Source organism: Leptolyngbya sp. AN02str, from assembly GCF_050565595.1.
Classification (GTDB): domain Bacteria; phylum Cyanobacteriota; class Cyanobacteriia; order Elainellales; family Elainellaceae; genus Kaiparowitsia.
The window spans coordinates 35318-54801 of record NZ_JBNXVR010000007.1; the positions used below are offsets into that span (position 1 = coordinate 35318).

15 protein-coding genes are annotated in these 19484 nt (G+C 50.9%); 4 read left to right on the forward strand and 11 right to left on the reverse strand.

What is annotated here, in order from left to right:
* Positions 1–262 precede the first annotated feature (262 nt).
* Together ACQ4M4_RS07155 and ACQ4M4_RS07160 are read left to right on the forward strand one after the other, a co-directional pair.
* Positions 263–988, forward strand: a complete 726-nt coding sequence (locus ACQ4M4_RS07155; RefSeq protein WP_430683789.1) for an amino acid ABC transporter permease — start codon at positions 263–265, stop codon at positions 986–988.
* Positions 989–1019: 31 nt separating this feature from the next.
* A complete protein-coding gene (locus ACQ4M4_RS07160) occupies positions 1020–1703 on the forward strand; it encodes an amino acid ABC transporter ATP-binding protein (protein WP_430683790.1) in 684 nt (227 codons plus the stop codon).
* A gap of 165 nt (positions 1704–1868) precedes the next feature.
* Here the strand turns inward: ACQ4M4_RS07160 and ACQ4M4_RS07165 are convergent, their stop codons facing one another.
* From ACQ4M4_RS07165 to ACQ4M4_RS07180, 4 genes are all read right to left on the reverse strand, one after another.
* Positions 1869–2612, reverse strand: a complete 744-nt coding sequence (locus ACQ4M4_RS07165; RefSeq protein WP_430683791.1) for a GerMN domain-containing protein — start codon at positions 2610–2612, stop codon at positions 1869–1871.
* 191 nt (positions 2613–2803) lie between these two features.
* Entirely contained in the window at positions 2804–3601 is a 798-nt protein-coding gene (locus ACQ4M4_RS07170) for an LmeA family phospholipid-binding protein (RefSeq protein ID WP_430683792.1), read from the reverse strand.
* Between the two features lie 59 nt (positions 3602–3660).
* Entirely contained in the window at positions 3661–5370 is a 1710-nt protein-coding gene (locus tag ACQ4M4_RS07175) for an alpha/beta hydrolase (RefSeq protein WP_430683793.1), read from the reverse strand.
* Positions 5371–5712: 342 nt separating this feature from the next.
* On the reverse strand, positions 5713–7425 hold the full coding sequence (locus tag ACQ4M4_RS07180; protein ID WP_430683794.1) for a two-component system response regulator: 1713 nt from the start codon (positions 7423–7425) through the stop codon (positions 5713–5715).
* A 1441-nt stretch (positions 7426–8866) separates the two neighbouring features.
* Between ACQ4M4_RS07180 and ACQ4M4_RS07185 the strand changes: the two genes are divergently transcribed.
* Entirely contained in the window at positions 8867–11374 is a 2508-nt protein-coding gene (locus tag ACQ4M4_RS07185; protein WP_430683795.1) for an ATP-binding protein, read from the forward strand.
* A gap of 332 nt (positions 11375–11706) precedes the next feature.
* Here ACQ4M4_RS07185 and yidD read toward each other — a convergent pair whose 3' ends face one another.
* The 3 genes from yidD to ACQ4M4_RS07200 all read right to left on the reverse strand — a co-directional run bounded on the left by yidD (position 11707) and on the right by ACQ4M4_RS07200 (position 13220).
* Complete coding sequence (gene yidD / locus ACQ4M4_RS07190; protein ID WP_430683796.1) at positions 11707–11997, reverse strand: membrane protein insertion efficiency factor YidD; 291 nt, start codon at positions 11995–11997, stop codon at positions 11707–11709.
* Positions 11998–12121: 124 nt separating this feature from the next.
* On the reverse strand, positions 12122–12877 hold the full coding sequence (locus tag ACQ4M4_RS07195; protein ID WP_430683797.1) for a TRADD-N-associated membrane domain-containing protein: 756 nt from the start codon (positions 12875–12877) through the stop codon (positions 12122–12124).
* Between the two features lie 199 nt (positions 12878–13076).
* Positions 13077–13220, reverse strand: coding sequence for a chlorophyll a/b-binding protein (locus ACQ4M4_RS07200; RefSeq protein WP_430683798.1), 144 nt, complete (start codon positions 13218–13220; stop codon positions 13077–13079).
* Between the two features lie 121 nt (positions 13221–13341).
* Here ACQ4M4_RS07200 and ACQ4M4_RS07205 point away from each other — a divergent pair, with 121 nt between their 5' ends.
* Positions 13342–14646: a class I SAM-dependent methyltransferase gene (locus ACQ4M4_RS07205; protein ID WP_430683799.1), complete on the forward strand. Its 1305-nt coding sequence runs from the start codon at positions 13342–13344 to the stop codon at positions 14644–14646.
* Positions 14647–14679: 33 nt separating this feature from the next.
* Here ACQ4M4_RS07205 and ACQ4M4_RS07210 read toward each other — a convergent pair whose 3' ends face one another.
* The 4 genes from ACQ4M4_RS07210 to ctaD all read right to left on the reverse strand — a co-directional run bounded on the left by ACQ4M4_RS07210 (position 14680) and on the right by ctaD (position 19282).
* Positions 14680–14877, reverse strand: coding sequence for a hypothetical protein (locus tag ACQ4M4_RS07210; RefSeq protein WP_430683800.1), 198 nt, complete (start codon positions 14875–14877; stop codon positions 14680–14682).
* Positions 14878–15207: 330 nt separating this feature from the next.
* On the reverse strand, positions 15208–16314 hold the full coding sequence (locus ACQ4M4_RS07215) for a DUF3747 domain-containing protein (protein WP_430683801.1): 1107 nt from the start codon (positions 16312–16314) through the stop codon (positions 15208–15210).
* A gap of 589 nt (positions 16315–16903) precedes the next feature.
* Positions 16904–17533 carry a cytochrome c oxidase subunit 3 gene (locus tag ACQ4M4_RS07220; RefSeq protein ID WP_430683802.1) on the reverse strand — a complete coding sequence of 210 codons (630 nt, stop codon included), beginning with the start codon at positions 17531–17533 and terminating at the stop codon, positions 16904–16906.
* Between the two features lie 93 nt (positions 17534–17626).
* Complete coding sequence (ctaD, locus tag ACQ4M4_RS07225; protein WP_430683803.1) at positions 17627–19282, reverse strand: cytochrome c oxidase subunit I; 1656 nt, start codon at positions 19280–19282, stop codon at positions 17627–17629.
* Positions 19283–19484 lie beyond the last annotated feature (202 nt).

The following is a 19484-nucleotide window of genomic DNA, read 5'->3' on the forward strand; positions in this document are numbered from 1 at the left end:
TCTACGTATCGTTTAGCAAAAATGTCGGGCGATCGGTCTGTTCCTTAACCTACTATTTAGCAAAGACAACTTGTGCTAGACTTTCGCAGCTTATTGGGCGATCGAAAGAATTAGCGTATGGGAGCAAAACCAACCGTTTCACCTCCTATGCCACCAAGAGGTTTTTGTTTCGGAAAAAATGAGTTTGGTAGCGAGAGCAACAAACTAAAACGTAAACAGCGCTTCAATGCAAATGGTTTGGTCGTGAGGATACCGCAACGCGATGACGATTGAATGGTTACAGCTACTTCACTATCCCTCGGGCTTTGTTCTTGCTCAGGGAACTGGCCTTACGCTGGATTTTGGCAGAATTTCCGACAACATTCCGTTTATTCTGCAAGGAATTCCCATCACTTTAGCCTTTAGCATCGTGTCGGCTTTGTTTGGCTTTACTTGGGGAACAATTCTTTCAATTTTCAAAATCTCAAATATCAAGCCGCTCAAGTGGTTTGCCGATATTTACACCTCAATTTTTCGGGGAACGCCGCTCATTTTGCAGTTGGCTATCATCTACTTCGCCACACCTCAGCTCACTGGTTTCACCCCAACCGGATTCCAGGCCGGGGTCGCCACCTTTGCGCTCAACTCTGCTGCGTATAGTTCCGAAACCATTCGAGGCGGCATTATGGCTGTCGATCGCGGTCAGCGAGAAGCCGCCATGACACTTGGGGTGAAATATCCCACGATGATGAAAGATATCATTTTGCCCCAAGCTTTTAAGAACATCTTGCCTGCTTTGGTGAATGAAAGTATTGCCTTGTTAAAAGATTCGGCATTGGTTTCCACCGTGGGAGCCCTCGACCTGATGCGACGGGGCCAGGTGGTTGCAGCTGAGAAATTTATCTACTTTGAGCCGCTCATTTTTGTGGCGATCGTTTACTACGTGATGGTGATGGGGCTCACATTTTTTGCTCAACGACTTGAAAGGAGAATGCGGAAAAGTGATTAGAACCGAATTTTTATGCAAATCGTTTGGTAGCTTGAACGTCTTAAATGAAATTTCTACCGAAATTCGTAGAGGTGAGGTGGTGGCGATTCTTGGCCCCTCCGGCTGTGGAAAATCCACGTTTTTGCGCTGCCTCAATCTACTAGAAATCCCAACTCGTGGTCGGGTATACATCAATGATGTGGAGGTTACCAATCCTAAAACAGATGTCAACCGAGTTCGGCAAAAAATGGGGATGGTATTTCAACATTTCAACCTATTTCCCCATATGACCGTGCTGGGTAATGTGACCTATGGCCCGATTCAAGTGCAGAAAAAGACCAAGGGACAGGCCGAGGAGCTGGGCATGGAGCAGCTTCGGATTGTGGGGCTGGATGAGAAGGCTAATGTGTATCCTTCTCGCTTGTCGGGTGGGCAAAAGCAGCGAGTGGCGATCGCTCGCGCGTTGGCCATGCAGCCCGAAGTCATGTTGTTTGACGAACCCACGTCGGCCCTAGACCCCGAAATGGTCAAAGAAGTGCTGCAAGTGATGAAAAACCTGGCTAATTCGGGAATGACCATGGCGATCGTAACCCATGAGATGGGGTTTGCTCGTGAAGTGGCCGATCGCATTTTGTTTTTGGAAGGTGGCCGCGTGGCAGAAGATGCCCCCCCTGACATTTTCTTTTCCACACCCAAGAGCGAACGCGCTCAGCAATTTTTGGAGAAAGTGCTGTAAGCGACCATTGGCCCCCCTGTGAACCCTCCAACGGGAGTTTTGGGTCAGGGCTTTTTCGCGTATCCAAATCACGTGATTCAACAATGAGGGCCACGAGAAACGTGGGGTTGGCAGTGTTTCTCGTAGCCCCAAATTATCTAATTGCCTCACAAGGCCGACGCAAATTTACAGATTGAACTCATCTTGGAAATCGCCGCGGGTCATGGGTTGATCGATCATGATGCCCTCTCCACCTAACACTTCCAGCGGTTGGCCCTCTACAGAAATCCACACCTCTGCATTGGGATCGAGGGTAGAAGCCGTGTAAATGACTTGCGCCAATCGCCCCATCATTGAGGCGCTACCGCCGCCCGTTGTAAATTCTTTTGACAGGTCAACATGAATGCCATCGCTTTCAACATCCAGGCTGCGCAGCTGGGTGTTGTTGGGAATGGTGGAGGCAACTGTGGTTGATTCAGGGCCTTGCAACAATTGCTCGAAGGCAACTGTGAGAACGTCCTGAGGTTGGTCTTGGTCTTGAATGGTAATGGGTGCTGCGGCCAACTCCAGGCGCGTGCCCGTATCTTTAACCCAGTAAATTTGCACAGTGGTTTCAGCTTGTGCGGCCGGGTTTTCCGAAGGCTGATGTGCGGTGTTTTGCGGAACCTGAGCGGTGGGCGCGGTGGGAGATGGCTGCGTTGGTACCACCGTTTCGATGGGCGATCGCGATTCTTCGGTTTGCCGTGCGGTAATCGTTTGCCAGGTAAACCAAGCCGTTGCGCTGCCCGCCAGCAATACGACAGCAGTGAGTGCAGTGGCAACACTCAGCGGAATTCTAGATGCGTTGTGGTGGCTGGATTCGACTGGTGTAGCGGGTTCAGCCTGATGAGACGTGGGAACGGACTGTTGATGAGTATGGTCATTATGCATAATCGGCCCCTCCATTGAGCAATTGGCGGTAGAGCGATATCGCGAGGAGACCCTGATGATCGGGATAAATCGAGATGTGAATTGGGTTGAGATGCTTGCTTGAGAATGAATGCAACGGTGAGGTTCAATTCCTAAGCGTTGAGGCTTAGGAGCAAAGCATCTCTCATCTCATCCACTACACCGACGATTGCCTAGATTCCGGAGATTGCTTCAGGCTTGACTTGAATGAATGCTGCGATTTCAAGTTGCTCCTCATCTATCTTTAATTGTAGGAGTCGAGCTGTAATTTCCCCATCCCCCAAGCTACCGATATCCAATAAGGGCAAAAAACTTTGGGTAATCAGGGGAACGAGTTCCCGAGGTAGGGTTTGACCATTGACCTGCAAGCTGGGGTCGGTGAGCTGGAGCTGGGTGCTGCTTTGGAGTCCTAGCCCTGTTTCTATCACGATTGTAATGGGCTGGAGCGATCGCCCCTCTTGCGCACTGGGTTGCAACGTGACCTGGAGCTGAAGCCGGCCATTGTCGAGCAGGTTAATGGTTGGGTTTTGCACGTCGTACCGTTGGCCCGTGGCGGCTCCGGGAATAGCCAAACTCAGCTGCTGAAGCCGGGCTTGTACCATGGGTGACTGGAGCGATCGCTGCAAATCTGCCTCGGTTAACACCAGCCGAACTCCAGCCTGCAACGGTTGCTGCAATTCCACCTGTCCAGAGCGAATGCGCTGTGGATTGAGGGCGATCGCATCCGTATCCACTTCCAACGCTTGAATGCGCACCCCCTCAATGGGCACAAGCCCACGACCCGCAATCCGAACTCGATCGACTCTCCCCTGCACCAGTTGGTAACTTGGCGTGTTGTCGATGCGAACCTGCAACGACTCAGCCGATTGAAGGCGATCGCGCAGGGCGTTTTCCGCCAGGGTATCGGCCACCACGCCAACAGGAGCCCCCAGGCCCAACAACGCCGACAGCAAAATCGTGACAAATTCCATGCATCACTCCAGATTGGGTACGGTCAGGTTTGGATCAGCCATTGGGTCGCAGGCTAAGTCTACTCTGGCACAATGGGCTGCGGTGGTTGACGATCGAACCCGGCTTCGAGTTGCGCAGGAGTGAGCGATCGCACCAAACTTAGCGGCATCGGTGCACGGCTAATGGATGAAGCATAAGCTGAGCTGAGGTAAGGCCGATAGCGGTCATCCCCCGCGACGTGAACCTGCATCATAGCCAGGGTTATCGCTTTTACATACTCGCTACCCAGCACCGGATCGGGACCCTTGGTCAGCATGAGCAGCAAGCTAGTAACTCGGCTTGGATCGGCCAGTTCAGGATAAAACGTGGCGTGGTTGCCCTGGTCAATCAGCGCTAGATAACGCTCTGATGTGGTAAGCCAGGTAAACGGATGCACTTGCTCGGTCATCATGGGTGTGAGGATGTCGTCGCTGGAGGTGAGCATCATCACAGGAATGTCGATTTCCCCCACATCTTCGGGCGACATGATCCACCCTCCTGCCGGATTCAGGGCTACTGCTGCTTGAATTCGCTCATCCTGTAGATCGTAGCGATCGCCCGGAAGGCTGACCGCATCGCACTGCAACAGAACCGAAAAGTTGAGAAATGGACGCCGATTGGCGCACACCTCTCGCAGTCGGGCAATATCCAGATCGGCACCTGCTACAGCCAAGGTTGTGTAGCCACCGTAGGAGTGCCCCACCAGCCCAATTCGCGAGAAATCCAGGCGATCGCGCCATGATGCACTGGTCTGTGATAGCCGCTCCAACTCATCCAGCGCGAAGCGAATATCTTGAGGGCGATCGAGAAATTCCGCTGGGTTGGCCCGCTGATAGGTTTGGCCCGTGTCCACAGCATTTTGATAAGCGAAATTGCTGCCAATGTGCTCTGGTGCTACCACCACAAACCCATAAGAAGCCAAATGCTCCGCCAAAAATCGCAAGCTGCCCCGATCGGAACCTAATCCGTGAGATAGCACCACCACCGGAGCAGGCTGGGGCGTATTGGGTACATACACATCAACCGCATACTGGCGTAAAACGGGCGCTCCCGCCCATTCCGAAGCGGCACTTTGGCGACTCAGTATCAGCACACGCTTCTCAAATGTAGTCGTTCCGGCTTGGCGCAGATCGGCCAACTGGCCAAAGTCCACATCTGAGATATCGGCGGTTTCCGTTTCGGCCTGCATTTGAATGGTTGCTACGGCGGAGTCACGATAGGTGATCGCCTCCAAGAGCGATCGCTGCAGCCGCGACAATTCTGGCAAATCGACTCGCAACTCTGACGTGGGGAACTGCTGCACCACATTCAGCAGGCTCAGGCCTTCAGGACTGGCGGCTGCCAGCGTAAGGGCTGCTCGCAGCGCCTTCATTCCGTTTTGGCCCGACCCGGTTTGAATGGCCTCTCCCACATCGGTCAAAAACGTTTCTCCCAACTGGGAATAGCCAAATTGATTAATAAAAAGCAAATCGATGGGAATGGGCCGCTGCAACAAAGCTCGAAATTGCTCTGGCTCTGTCACGCCCGCCGTTTGCAGCAAAAAATGAAGTTTGGCATCGGGCTCCCCCGTTTCGGCAAATTGCTCCAGCGACTCCACAGGTAGCGTAAACTCCAACAGCCCCGACGAAAACCGCAGCGTCTCTGCGCTCCAAGCGCTGGCCTGATACCAAAGTGGAGCCACAGCGCCAGCACCCATCACCACCAGCCGCGCAAGCCACACCGAAGTCCGAGACAAAAACGAAGCAGCCATAGTCAACTGTACAAACTATGCCTCTAGCTTATATCAGGTCTTTCTGGCCAGAAGCCGCCGATCGCGCTTCTGGTTTCTGCCACTGTTTATGAACGTTAGTTTTGAATGAGTTTTGAATAACTAAAGCATCCCTTTTTGCGGATGCGATGCCATACAAAAATGGGCTTTTCTTTAAGGGTCGCACAGCTCGCAATCCTCCCCAAAAAAACCTTCACGAAAACAGATAAGCATTAAAAAACAAACCCTAAAACCCTGTGCCGTCCGCATTGCGGACGGCACAGGGTTTTAGGGTTTTATATTTGACTATAGCTGATTACTTAGTGTGTTTGAGAAAATGCGAAGCTACATGCGCTTGTTGGCTCTGAGCATTTCTGCGATCGCACTTGAAGATACCGATGGACTAAACACATGGCCCTGCATGGCATAGTAGCCAATTTGCCGCAGCACGCTGAGTTGCTCCAACGCTTCCACTCCTTTGGCGATCGCCTGAATTTGGAATAAATCGGCGATCGCCACAATAGCTTTAGCCACCGCTAGGGAATCGGCACTGACTGCAATTTTTTGTACAGACGCGCGATCAATTTTTACACTATCGATCGGCAGCTGTTGACCTTGCAGCAACGCTAACAGTTCAAGGCCACAGTCATCGACCGTAATGCTCACCCCTAACTGACGCAACCGTTGCAGCGTTTGATAGCCATAGGCGTGGTCTTCTAGCAGCATTGCTTCCGACACATCCAGCGACAAAGAGGCTGGATCAACCCCACTACAAAAGGCCACGCGAGAAATATGCTCTACCAAGTTGGACTGTTGTAGCTGCGGTTTGGATAAGTTAACCGCCACCCTGAGCGGTGTACGACATTGGGTTTGCCAGGTTTGTGCCTGACAACATGCTGTTTTCAGCACCCATTCGTTAATGGGTACCATCACTCCAGCCTCATGCGCGAGGGGCAAAAACTGATGAGGATATACCGTGCCCAGGGTGGGATGCTGCCAGCGCAACAACGCCTCAACTCCAATAATTTGGCCTGTTTGTAGGTTGACCTGGGGTTGATATTCTAAGTAAAACTCCCGACGCTCAAGGGCTTGGCGCAGCTGCAACCGCATCCACTGATGGTGTTCCAGTCCGCTATCCTGCTGGGCATCGTAAATGTGATAGGCACCGGCACCTTTGCGCTTGGCCTGGCGCATTGCTACGCGGGCATGGTGAAGCAACTCCCCTGCGTTATCGCATTCGGCTGTTTGCTGGGCCAGCCCAATGCTGCTCATGAGCTGGAGCGATTCACCCCCGAGCTGAATGGGTTGGGCGATCGCGGATTGGATAGTTTGCGCTACAGTTTGCAGGTCTTGTGGGGAATTGGCATAACAAATGAGCAGCCCGAATTCGTCGTCTCCCAATCTGGCCAGGGTGCTAGGTTCTGTCACGGCTTGCCGCAATCGATCGGCCACGGTGCAAAGAATGCGATCGCCCACTGCATAGCCATAGCGCTCATTCACCTGAGTAAATTGAGCCAAATTGATGTAGCAAACTACAACAGAATGCTGGAGCTTGCGCTTATAGGTCAAAGCTTCTTTGAGGCGATGGTGAAAAACCGAGCGATTGGGCAATGCTGTGAGGGGATCGGTGTAAACATCGGCACTCTTCTCCTGTGGAGAACTGGGGCATTGCCTGGGATGAATGACGGAGGATGTTGCCCGCAGTCGAAGGGCGATCGCTCTCAACAGTTCGTCTCGTGTAAAAGGCTTGGCCAAGTCTCCCTGACTGGTTGGTCCCTTGCCACAACATTCTTCATCTTGGGCTAACTTAGGCCGCAAAAAAATCACCGGAATCGATGCCGTTCTGGCATGTTGTTCCAATGCTACCTGCACTTGATACCCAGTCCAACCTGGCATCATCATGTCGCACACAATCAAATCTGGCTCGTGTTCTTTGGCAAGGCGCACTCCTGCTTGTCCATTTGCAGCGCTCACAACTTCGAACTTGGCAGACTGAAGAGAGTTGATCATGGCATTGCGAACGAGCTGATCATCCTCAATGACTAGAATTTTCTGCACACAAGATCCCCTGACGTTAAAACTGAAAACTCCAGGACATCACGCACCAAATGATTCAATCAATCAGCGCGTGCTGCTCAGAACTCTAACGATTGATAGATAGGCTAATAAAATGATTTTGTAACTGACGGCTGATAATCTCGCTACCCAATTAGCATCATTTCGATCGCGGCTTTGATAATGGCGAGAGGACCTTAAAATCAGCAATTCAACGTGACAGCTTTCAGTAGGCTCCTTCAGCAAATCAGCACTTTAGAATTTCGCCTCAAGAAATAGTATTCACTATTCTTGTAAAACCCAACTCGGCAATTTCGCTGATTTCTGCTGTATATCTAAGTCATTTAATCAGATGCATACTGAGACAAATAACCCATGGATATGTCTCCAATTTCCCTTTGTAAATCTCTAGATGTCGGGCATTCTTTAGATTCAAAAATAGGCTTCCCTTATCTGAGTGGCCAGCTTAATGCGGTCAATTGGTGATTTGATCCTCGATATAAACGATAGATGCATTTTTGCTTTGCTTCTTATTTGAGCAGCCAATACAGCTCAAATAAGAAATTAAACATACAGTTAGAAATATTATTTTTGAAAATTAAGTGAGGCGATCGCATAGTTTAACCGTAATTTATCTACAAGATGTGCGATCACCCAAACTCGACTTTTGAGAAAAAGCAAACTCCAAAAATCCTCAAAAAGCTTTTAGCATCATGAGTTGTTCGGCTGGATGATGTGTTGTGAAGTTGGGCGATAAAAGATTGTCTAAACCGTAAAAAAAACTGTACAAAGTTTTCTGTGCAAACCTCACAAATTGCGAACTAAAAATGTGCCTGATCAATTTATGGCAGTCACTGAGTTGATTAGGTTCCTTTTGGCCATTCGCCATGTCTTGAACGTGACTCGCAATTGCCTTTGAAAACATCGTAAACAACTCTGAAACGTATTCGTGATCCTAGACAAAGCTGCCATGCGGTTAATTGTAGCTATGACGAGCTATCAACCCGGCATGTGGCATGAATTACGGGTTTTTTTCATGGCGTTTTTAACAATTCTTCAGTTCTGTTCTACGAGATGCAAATTCACAGCCGTTGGTTAAATTTTCAGAACAGCGAATTGGCATCGAGTTGAATAAGAACACACCTGCAAAGTATAAAACGTAACTTGGGTGCCCGTATGGCGAGGCTTGAATATTCAGCAAGTACGACGAATTTGGTCTCAGCATCATGGCGGATAGCTCTCGGCAAATTTTGTTTTGGGATGACAACCGAGGCTGTAATTTCTATTCCTGGTAAGGTCACTTTATGCAGGAGGCTTATGTTGTAGAGGAGTGCTCTCGCTGCAGCTCTGGATTTCAACAGAATTGACTTCATCCTCGGCGATGGCTGAACAGCACTTTTTGGCGATCGCGCATTGATTCGTCAATATTCAGAGGGAACACTACATGCATGTCGTGTTTTCTCTGGCAATTATGAGTCGTCAACCCAGTTTGGTACCCCCCTTACCTCAAAGCCTCACCTCCCAAGAGACTTGGGGCTTTGGATTTAGTGGTTTACTGCTGTGGTTGGGAACGGCCCCCGCAATGCATGCTGCCCTAGGTGCACAAGCAATTTGGGTATGGCTACCTGGCACCATCATTGGCGTCATGCTCAATCTGCAAGTCAAACGATTAGGCAGCTATTATCTGGATGTGGCTGGCGGCACCCCAAACTATATCACTCGCTTGTTGAGTCGATATCCAGGACTCGCACGCTATGGGGCGATTGGTTACTTGCTGGGTTGGGTGTCTGTGCCACCCATGAATGCAATTATTCTCACCGACCTGATTCAATCCAATCTCACACCTCTCGGGATTCCTTGCCCGGAAACGCTGCTAAGAATTGGATTTACCCTGCTGCCGTTTATTGTGGCGTTGAGCGGCACTCGTACGCTGGGGATTTTGCACGCATACTTTGTATTCCCGGCGATTGGCTTGTTGCTGACCTTTTGTATTCAAGGCATCGGGTGGTTGAGCATTGCTCCCAATAGCCCTGGTGTGCTGCCTGATTTGGGCACTGGCATTGCAGCCATAGATTGGATGAAATGGTTCTTCATCGCGGTCTATGCGGTCTATGGCTGCGAGACGGCATCATCTTTTGTGGCCGATAGCCGCCAACCCAGCGTCACACTGCGCTGCCTCAAAGTGGTCGCGTTCATGATTCCGATGGTGTATCTGGGGGGATCGTGGATTTTGATGCGGCTGGCCACAGCGCCCGAACTCGGAGATAGTGCCTATCTCAATTTGGTAGCGGCGACTCAGCCCTTTTGGGGTGCCTTGGCACCTGCTTTGGTGACATTTTTGATGACATCGGGATGCTTGCTGAGTTCTGCGACGGCGGTTTCCAGTTGTCCCCGCTTGTTGTACCAGTTGGCCAAAGATGACTATTTGCCCCCTGTGTTTGCGGTTCTGTCGCATCGAGGGGTGCTAGAACCCAGTTTGTTGTTTACCCTGGCCCTGAGCTTGACCTGTTTGCTATGGGGCGATGTGTCTCATGTGGTGATGGTAACGGGGACGGGCTACCTCAGCTCTATGATGGCCATTCACTTGGGAGAGTGGGTGAGCCGGCGGCGGCCAGAAACTCGGTGGCCCTGGTGGTCGCTGGGTTTCTTTGGGATTGAGACGGTGGTTTTGCTCATGGGTGGATGGGCTTGGGGTTTGCGCTATCTGGCGATTGGGCTGTCGTTGCCCTGGCTGGTGGGCACTTTCGGTGCTTGGCTTCCTCGTGTGAATTTTCTGCTGTTCCGGCCTGAGGGGTGGCTTCGTAAGAGACGACCCGAGGTCAAACTGGGCAGAACTGATTGGTTAGCGTTTCAAGTGACGGTGCTGATTGGCTTGGTGTGTAGCGCAGTGAGTATTGGCTGGTGGGCTAAGGCAGGGCTGAATCAGGCGACTGTGGGTGAGCATGTGGCGCTGTTTAGCATTTTGCTGGTGACGGTGGCGTTTATTGGGGTGGCGATCGCCTGTTGGACGAGTCTGCCGCAAATTGCTGCGATTACCGAGGCGCGTGAGCAAGTTGAACATACCCTGATGAATTTGCAACAAACCCAGATGAAGCTGGTACAGGCGGAAAAAATGTCTAGTTTGGGGCAATTGGTTGCGGGGGTCGCTCACGAAATCAATAATCCGGTGAACTTTATCCATGGCAACCTTGCCCATTTGAGGGATTACACCCAGGGGTTGATGGATTTGGTTGATTTGTATCAGCAGCGCTTTCCGAATACGCCACCGGATATTCAAGCCATGATAGATGACATGGATTTGGAGTTTTTGCAGGAGGATTTGCCGCAAACTCTGGATTCAATGAAGATTGGGACGGAGCGCATTCGCCAAATTGTATTGTCGCTACGAAATTTTTCTCGGGTTGATGAGGCTGACTTTAAGGCGGTTGATATCCATGAAGGGATTGATAGTACGCTGGTGATTTTGGCGCATCGGTTTAAGGCTAAGGGCAATTTTCCAGAAGTTCAGGTTGAAAAAGACTATAGCCCTTTGCCGCTGGTGGAGTGCTACCCTGGTCAGCTCAATCAAGTGGTGATGAATATTTTGGCGAATGCCCTTGATGCGATTGAAGATCGAGGACGTAGCCAAGCTCCGGCAGGACGAAAGGCGCATCCAGGACGCATCACGATTCGAACGTCTCGCTTGAAAACTGATTGGGTAGAAATTGCGATCGCCGACAATGGTGTGGGCATTCCCGAAACGATTCAACGGCGCATCTTCGATCCTTTTTTCACGACCAAACCCGTTGGCAAAGGTACGGGCATGGGGATGTCAATCAGCTATCAAATCATTGCTGAAAAACATGGTGGTCAACTTAAGTGCTTTTCGACCCCAGGCGAGGGAACGGAGTTCGCGATTCAAATTCCGATTCGTCAAGAGTTTCGTGAATATAGCGATAGCCAGTTTGATTAGGACATTTTGGGGGATGGCGTCGCCATCCCCCAAAATGTCCTTGTCTCAACCAAGCTGGCGACAGCTATAGATTCAGAGAAAACTTAGGACTTTGCACCCAGTGTGTTGGCCCTAGAAGGGATAAATGATGGGGATTTGGGGTTTCGCTTGGGCGCGCGTCGCCCCCCAAACCCCCTGACTGGGAGAGACGGCGGCCCGTCCCTCCTAGACCCTCCCTCGGCGAAGGGGACATCGGTGGGAGGTGGGAGGCCGCTTCGCATCGGTTGGGTTGGGATCAGGTTTTGGGTTGGGATTAGGTGTAAAGCTGGTTTGGAAGCGGGGGGGTGAGTTGCTTAAATCGGCAAGCAGCAGGGAATGATAATGCATCCACCCTGGGCTTTTTGGGTGGCTAGTGTTTGGGCGGCGGCTTTGCAGGCTTGGAATCGCTGTGGGGCAAGCTGAATGGCAGCGCTCAAACTTTGATTGGCCAAAATGCGGTGTACATAGGCTGAGCAGGATTCGTCTCCATGGAGCAGGCGATGCGGGCACGAGAACCCTTTGCGTGGCGAAATGTGGGTTCGGTACAGGTTGAGGGAGGCGATCGCCGCCTGGGTCGCAAACGATTCAACGGTGCTGGTAGCCATAGGGGTAACCCGCGATAGACATCTTCCCTCAACTGTTATGGACAATCTGCTTTTTGGCTCTATATCAAAGGTTTAGATTTCTTGAATTCCATGCCGCTCCTGGAGATCTCAAGCCGCAAAGGCTTTATGGGGATGGGGAATGGGTCTCCAGTTTTTCTAACAAGGCCTTTGCCATATCAATTTTGGCTTGTCTTAGGCAATCGGCAGGGCTCTGTTCGATGCATTCTGGGCTGATTTCGTGTTCGGCAATACTGTCTAACATCTGCATTGCCATCCCAACAAAATTCATCCTCTCCAAAATTTGGGCATACTTATCGGCCTGCTGAATGCTGGATCGGTACACAAATAAAAATGTTGCGCCAATAAACTCAGTAATGAGGCCAGCTAAGCTTCCGATCGCCGCAATTCTCCAATTTTCTTCAGGGCGTTGATATCCCAACGCGACACCATAAAGAATGAGAATAAACCCAAGCGACATAACCCCTAGGCTTAGCCAGAAGATCCAGCGAATTTGGCTGAGGTTGCGGTTGAAGTAGCTTTCGAGGGTGAGCTGTGCCATGTCCCATACGGGCTTTGCTTTGCTAGGCTCTGCGCGATGCCGTTCTTGAGCGAGAAGGTATGCTTTTTCCTCCAGTTTGGAGCTGGCTTGCTCGGTGTGAAAGTACAGAAAAAATCCAAGAATTAACAGAATGTAGGGAAATGCTAGAAAAATGTTCGTTAGAAAAGGGCCAAAAACCTGAGTTGAAATCTCCCAAATGCTGCCAATTTGTTGACGAATGGCAATGAACAAAACGCTCGTGCTGATTGTTAAGAGTCCAGCTAGCCTTCGTCGTCTAAAATTTTGCAGGAGCGATCGCTTGAGCTTTTGCGGGTGAGTCATGCTCGGTTTTATGGTTTTGCGACAAATCTGGCTTCACTATAAATGAGTCGATTGCTCACCCTCCACCACGGTGTCCAGGGCATGTGGTACAACCAACAAGGTAAAACCAACAAGAGTTCTATGCACGATGCGATCGCACCCCACAAAAAAAGGCACGTTGCCGTGCCTGTGTTAGAGAGATATCCGAGGAATTGAAAAATTACATGATACCCAGCTGAGACAGAATACCTTGTCCGGTCAGTAGCTCAGTTGCCAAACCAATTGCAAAGCCCAACATTGCAAGACGACCATTCCAGGTCTCTGCAAATTGAGTGAAACCGAATTTACTTTCTTGACTTTCCATGGCTTAAAAACCTCTTCAGGCTAGGTTTAGGTTCTGCAATAGAATGTAACATAACTTTAGATAGAGCGACAACAATCTATCAAAATCTCAAGCTCCATTGACAGGAGTTGATGACATAGCAATGCAAATCGTTGATCACAGCCACCCCCAGCTTTGTGCCAAAATTCGCGATCGCATTTTGGCAGAGCCCAGCCAACGCATACCGTTTGCGGCATTTATGGAGATGGCGCTATATGACCCAGAGTATGGATACTACGCCACTAACTACGTCAACATCGGCAGCTCAGGCGACTTTTACACGGCACCCCATTTAGGCGCCGACTTTGGGGAACTGCTGGCCGAGCAGTTTGCCGAAATGTGGGCACGGCTGAACTACCCTAATCCCTTTACGTTGGTAGAAATTGGGGCTGGACAGGGTTTGCTGGTGCGCGACATATTGCGGTACCTGCATCGCCACCACGATGCCTGCTTTGATGCGGTGGAATATGTGGTGGTGGAGCAATCGGCGGCGCTTGTTGCCCAACAGCAGCAACGCATGGCTAAGCTGGTTGCCTCGTTTGAACGATTGCATTGGCGCACGTGGGATGAAATTGCCATTGACTCGATTGTGGGCTGCTTGTTCTCAAACGAGTTGGTGGATGCACTGCCGGTTCATTGGGTCACTCAGCAGGATGGGCAGCTGAAAGAAATTTATGTGACGTTGGCAGACGCAACTGAAAAACCGTTGGTAACATCTGCTCCGATGGAAATGGAGGTTGATTTATCTGCGTTGTGGTATGGTGCGCCAGCGATCGCTCCGGTATACAGTTCGACCCAGTTTGCCGAGGTGTTGGCGGAGCCATCCACGCCGGAGTTGCAGCGCTACTTCTCCGTCACGGGGATTGATTTTCCTTCGGCGGCCTACTGTCAGGGATACCGCACCGAAGTCAACTTGGCCGCATTGGATTGGATGCAAACGGTGGCCAGTCGATTGCGTCGTGGCTATGTACTGACCATTGATTATGGATATCTTGCACAACGCTACTATTTGCCGAGCCGCAGTGGTGGCACCTTGCAGTGCTATTACCAGCACCAGTATCATTCCAATCCCTATATCCATGTAGGGCGGCAAGACATTACGGCCCATGTTAACTTTTCGGCCCTTCAGCAACAGGGCGATCGCCATGAGTTAGAAACCTTAGGATTCACCCAACAGGGGTTATTCCTCATGGCCTTGGGCATGGGCGATCGCATTGCCAATATTTCTCAACTGGTGCCCGACGAAAAGTTTACCGTTGCCGATATTTTGGCCCGACGCGAGGGGTTGCATTCACTGATTCATCCCAATAGCTTGGGTGGCTTTGGTGTTTTGATTCAAGGAAAAGGACTAGAGCCGCAGATGAAGGTGCTAAAAGGATTGCAGACGCCCGAGCTGAACTTGGAATAATGCGATTTCTGCAATTTCCAGTTCATGATTGAATTAATCATCTGGAAATTGCCAACAGGCAATGCGTTCTACAGAACGGCTTCCACAGCAACAGATTTCTTCTGTGGAGGCAACCCATTCGCGATCGCACACGTGGCAGTGATGCAAAATGTTTGTGTAGTTTGCAAGGTCTAATGCTTGTTGCCAGTCGGCGAGTTCTTTTGGGGTAAACAGGTTGGATGTCTCTTTCATGGGTAAACACCAGGCATAGAAGTGCGCAACGTATGTTGATTCAATATGACTTGAACGACATACCAAAGCGATGATGCGGATGTTGCTTGATCGTATCGCGATCGCCAAAAAAGGAGACATCTAAACAAGATGTCTCCCGGCAGCAGAAAGGAACAGAGAATAACATACTGACTAGACTGGACTTAACTCATCTCCATTCTCTCGATTTCATAGAGTTAGAGATGCAAGTTGCAGGGATGAATTTAGCCTTTTGACAGATGGTCATGAACTGAGTCGTGAACCTTAACTTAACCAAATCATGCATCAATGGATGAATGAATTCCATCAGTTCTAGTTAACAGAAATGACTGTTGCGGGTAAATTGGCTTGGCTGAGTCGCTGCATCATTTGCTCTGCCGAAGGGCGGTCGCGGAATAATCCGGCCTGCATGACTACCTGACCATTGAGCACGGTGCGGAATGCGTCAGGCACAATGGCACGAATGCGCATCTGAGTGCTGGGGCTGCTATCGCGTACAATTACCCGATAGCTAAAGCCCAAGTTGGCGGCTAAACCAGGCGATGTGCCCTGAGGTGTGCCAGTGTAAACAGGATTTTGCCATACTGGAACCGAAGGCAACGTGCCAGGGGTGTGGCCTGTAGGAGTGGGCGGCAGGCCCGGAACTGGCAGCACGGCAATATCACCTGGGCGGCCTGCTGAGGGTGGCGGAGGGAGCGGCGAACCTGAGACCGGAGGCTGGGTGGGACGCGGGGCTGGATTGGATGCTGGTGGTGGTACAGGAATGACAACAGGCCCCGACCCCGGACGGTTGGGAGTTGGATTGACCGCAACGGGTGGAGTCGTGGGAGTTGTAGGACGAGGATTGGAAACTCCGGTTGAGGGGGGTGTGGGGTTGGCTGCAATGACGGTTCCCAGCGGCTGGTCGTTGGTGAGGTAGTAGTGGCCCAGGGTTCGTCCTTGATAGCTGCGGCGCGTAATGCGCCATCCGTTGTTCAAGTTAATTTTTCCAAAGCTGGAGGGAACCCCATTGGTGCGGCCAATTTCGATCCGGCTACCACCTCGGCTAGAAACCGCATACAGCACCATGGCATTGCCAACGGTTTCGGTTCGCAGGCTGTATTGCAAGCCCAAATCTTGTCCACCCACCCGTACCGAGTAGCCGTTGCGATCGCTGGCTCGGTTACAAATTCCGGTAAAGTCGAAGCCCAACAGGAGCGGTTCTACATTATTGCCTGATTCACGCCAGCAGGGACGCGTGTTGCTGACTTGCTCCAAAACTGTGAGTCGGCTTCCGCCTGCCGTTGCCAAGAGCATGAAGCGGCTTTGGTCAACTTCGGCGCTCGCAAAGGTTACCGCAGACGCAGCACTAAACAGTCCACTTGCACCCAATCCCAGAGCCGTTAGCGTTGCGAAACTCAACCAGCCTTTCAGTTTCATAACTTTTCTCTTCTATGTGTCATGTTTTGAGACCTATCGGCGGATTCCCTGATTTTGAGCTGCCGGTAGATAACTACCGAACATACTTCCACCGCTTTCTCACCTCATCCGTAGATTTTTGGAAGCTCTTTTGAAAATATTTTGAAGCTCCAAAAATAGCTGCTAAAAACAAGGGCTGCTGACCTGATTAGGAATCCCAAACTCTTGCTATGAATAAGGCTGAGGCGATCGCCTTTTTGTGTGGTGAAAGCTTTGTACCCTGGACGGTGCGATCGCAAAAAAAGTTTCATTTGCATAAACAAGCCAACAGTAACGAGTAGACAATTTGACAACTATCACATTGCCAACGCCACATTAAACAAACAATAGATGAAATGACTGAGAGTTTAGCTCAACTGGTGACAGCCGCGACATCTTTCTGGCAAAATTTGGCAAAAAAAGACACCCTGTTTGGGTGTCCTTTCCAAAAAATCGCTCTCTCGTTCAATTGATGTCAAGTTCAGTGGGAGTTGAGCCTGGTTTGTTTCAGCATCAACTTTCCCCTGTTAACCATTGCGGATGGGTCGATTCACTCAAGGCTTAGCCATGATTAGAATTGGGTCAAAATGTACAGCAGCGAAAACAGCACAATCCAAATGATGTCAACGAAGTGCCAATAAATTTCGGCCATTTCGATACCGGTGTGCTTGTGCTCGGAGTAGTGCCCTGGGCGGCGCGATCGCCACAACACGCCCAAAATGAGCAGCAAACCCACAAACACGTGCAGCCCGTGAAACCCGGTCGTTAAGTAAAAGCAATTGGCAAAAATATTTGATTTCAGGCCATAGCCCAAGGTGGCATATTCATAGACCTGGCCTGCCAAAAAGATGGCACCCATAATGGCCGTGATGATGTACCACTTGCGCATCCCCTTCACATCATTTCGCTTGATGGCGGTGTCGCCCAGGTGAATCACAAAACTACTCGACACCAGGATGATGGTGTTGATAGTGGGCAGAAGGAGCTCAACCTCGGTGCCTTCGGGGGGCCACTGTGCTGCCGCGCCCCGCAAGAGCAAGTAGGTGGCAAAGAATCCACCAAACATGAGCGATTCGGACATGAGGAAGGTGATTAATCCCCACACCCGCAGATCGGGGTGCTCACTATGTCCAGGGGCGATCGCAGTTTCTGCACCGATGACATCAAGAACCGTATCGGATTCAGTTGTAGAACCTTGCATAACATTCCAGAGAGAGAGGACAGAGAACGAAGGACGACTCATTGCGAAAGGGAAAGCCCTGGGGGCAATCGCCCTTCGCAACAAAGGGATCCGTTATGGAGACGAAACCGCTTCTTCCGCTTCTTTGAGGCGATCGAAACCGTAGTCGTATGGGCCGGTGGTCACCACAGGCAACTCTTCCCAGTTTTCGACAATGGGGGGAGAATCGGTCGTCCATTCCAGCGTTAGTGCATTCCAGGGATTGCCCGATGCTTTGGGGCCTTTAACCCAGCTGTAAATCGCGTTAATGAGGAACGGAATGAGCGAAAAGGCCAACATAAACGCGCCAAACGTGCAGAGTTTGTTGAGCGACTCAAACTGGGGATCGTACATGGCAACCCGGCGCGGCATGCCGTGGGTTCCGAGTTGGTGCATCGGCAAAAAGGTCAGGTTGGTGCCGATAAAGGTCATCACAAAATGAACGCGACCCAGACTTTCGTTCATCATGCGTCCGGTCATTTTAGGGAACCAGTGGTAGATACCCGCATACAGACCAAACACCGAACCGCCAAACAGCACGTAGTGGAAGTGCGCCACCACATAGTACGTATCGTGCACATGCACATCAAATGGCGCTGCACCCAGCGTGACACCGCTCAGGCCACCCAGCACAAACATAGAGAGCAACCCCACCGCAAACAGCATGGCGCTGGTATAGCGAATTTTGCCGCCCCACATGGTCGCGACCCAGCTAAAGATTTTTACCCCGGTTGGTACTGCCACAATAAAGGTGGAAATGGTGAAAAACAGACGCATCCACGGCGGAGTGCCACTGGTGAACATGTGGTGCACCCACACAAACAGGCCCAGCAAACAAATAGCCAAGCTGGAATAGGCGATCGCCTTGTATCCAAAAATTGGCTTGCGTGAGTGAACTGGAATCACCTCGGACATAATGCCGAAGATGGGCAAAATCATGAGATACACCGCTGGGTGCGAGTAAAACCAGAACAAATGCTGGTAAATGACAATATTGCCACCCGCATCTGGCTTAAAGAATGATGTCCCAAAGTTGATATCAAACAGCAGCAGCGTTAGGCCAGCCGCCAGCACAGGAGTGGAGACCAAGGCCAATACCGAGGTCGCCAAAATTGCCCAGCAAAACAGGGGCAATTGATCCCACTGCATGCTTGGAACTTTCATCTTGAGGATGGTGATCACAAAGTTCACAGCACCCATTAGCGACGAGGTTCCCACCAGCACCAGCGAGACAATCCACATTGACTGAGCGGTATTGGCCGTCACTTCGCTTAAGGGGGGATAGGAGGTCCAACCTGACTGCGCCCCACCAAACCAAAAGCTGCTGAGCAGCAGCAATCCTGCGGGTGGGTTCATCCAAAAGGCGATCGCATTCAAGTTGGGAAAGGCCATATCGCGGGCACCCACCATCAGCGGTACCAAATAGTTGCCAAAGCCGCCAATGGCCGCAGGCACCACCCAAAAGAAAATCATGATGGTACCGTGATTGGTCATCAGGGCGTTGTACAACTCTGGGCTGACAAAGTCGGGATCGGGAGTGGCCAGCTCGGTGCGCATTCCCACTGCCATGAGCCCGCCAATGAGGTAGAACACAAAGGCAGTGACCAGATATTGAATTCCAATCACCTTGTGGTCAATGTTGTACGTAAAGTATTCGTACCACCTCCAAGGGCGATGCAGGCTGCTATGGGTTTCCACGCCTGTTTCGAGAGGGATTTGAGCTTGAGCCATAACGCTTCTATAAAAACGATTGTGATTCGGGTAAAGAGAAACTAAACGGAAATGAGCGTGTGTGGGGTGACAACCAGTGACGAGACAGAATACAGCGCGACGTTGTGAGGAACCAGAAGTGAGAAATCCTTGAGGGAACAGTGCTAGGGATGGGAACGCGATCGAGGGGCGATCGCACCGGTCGCTTCCTGGTGGATCTTCG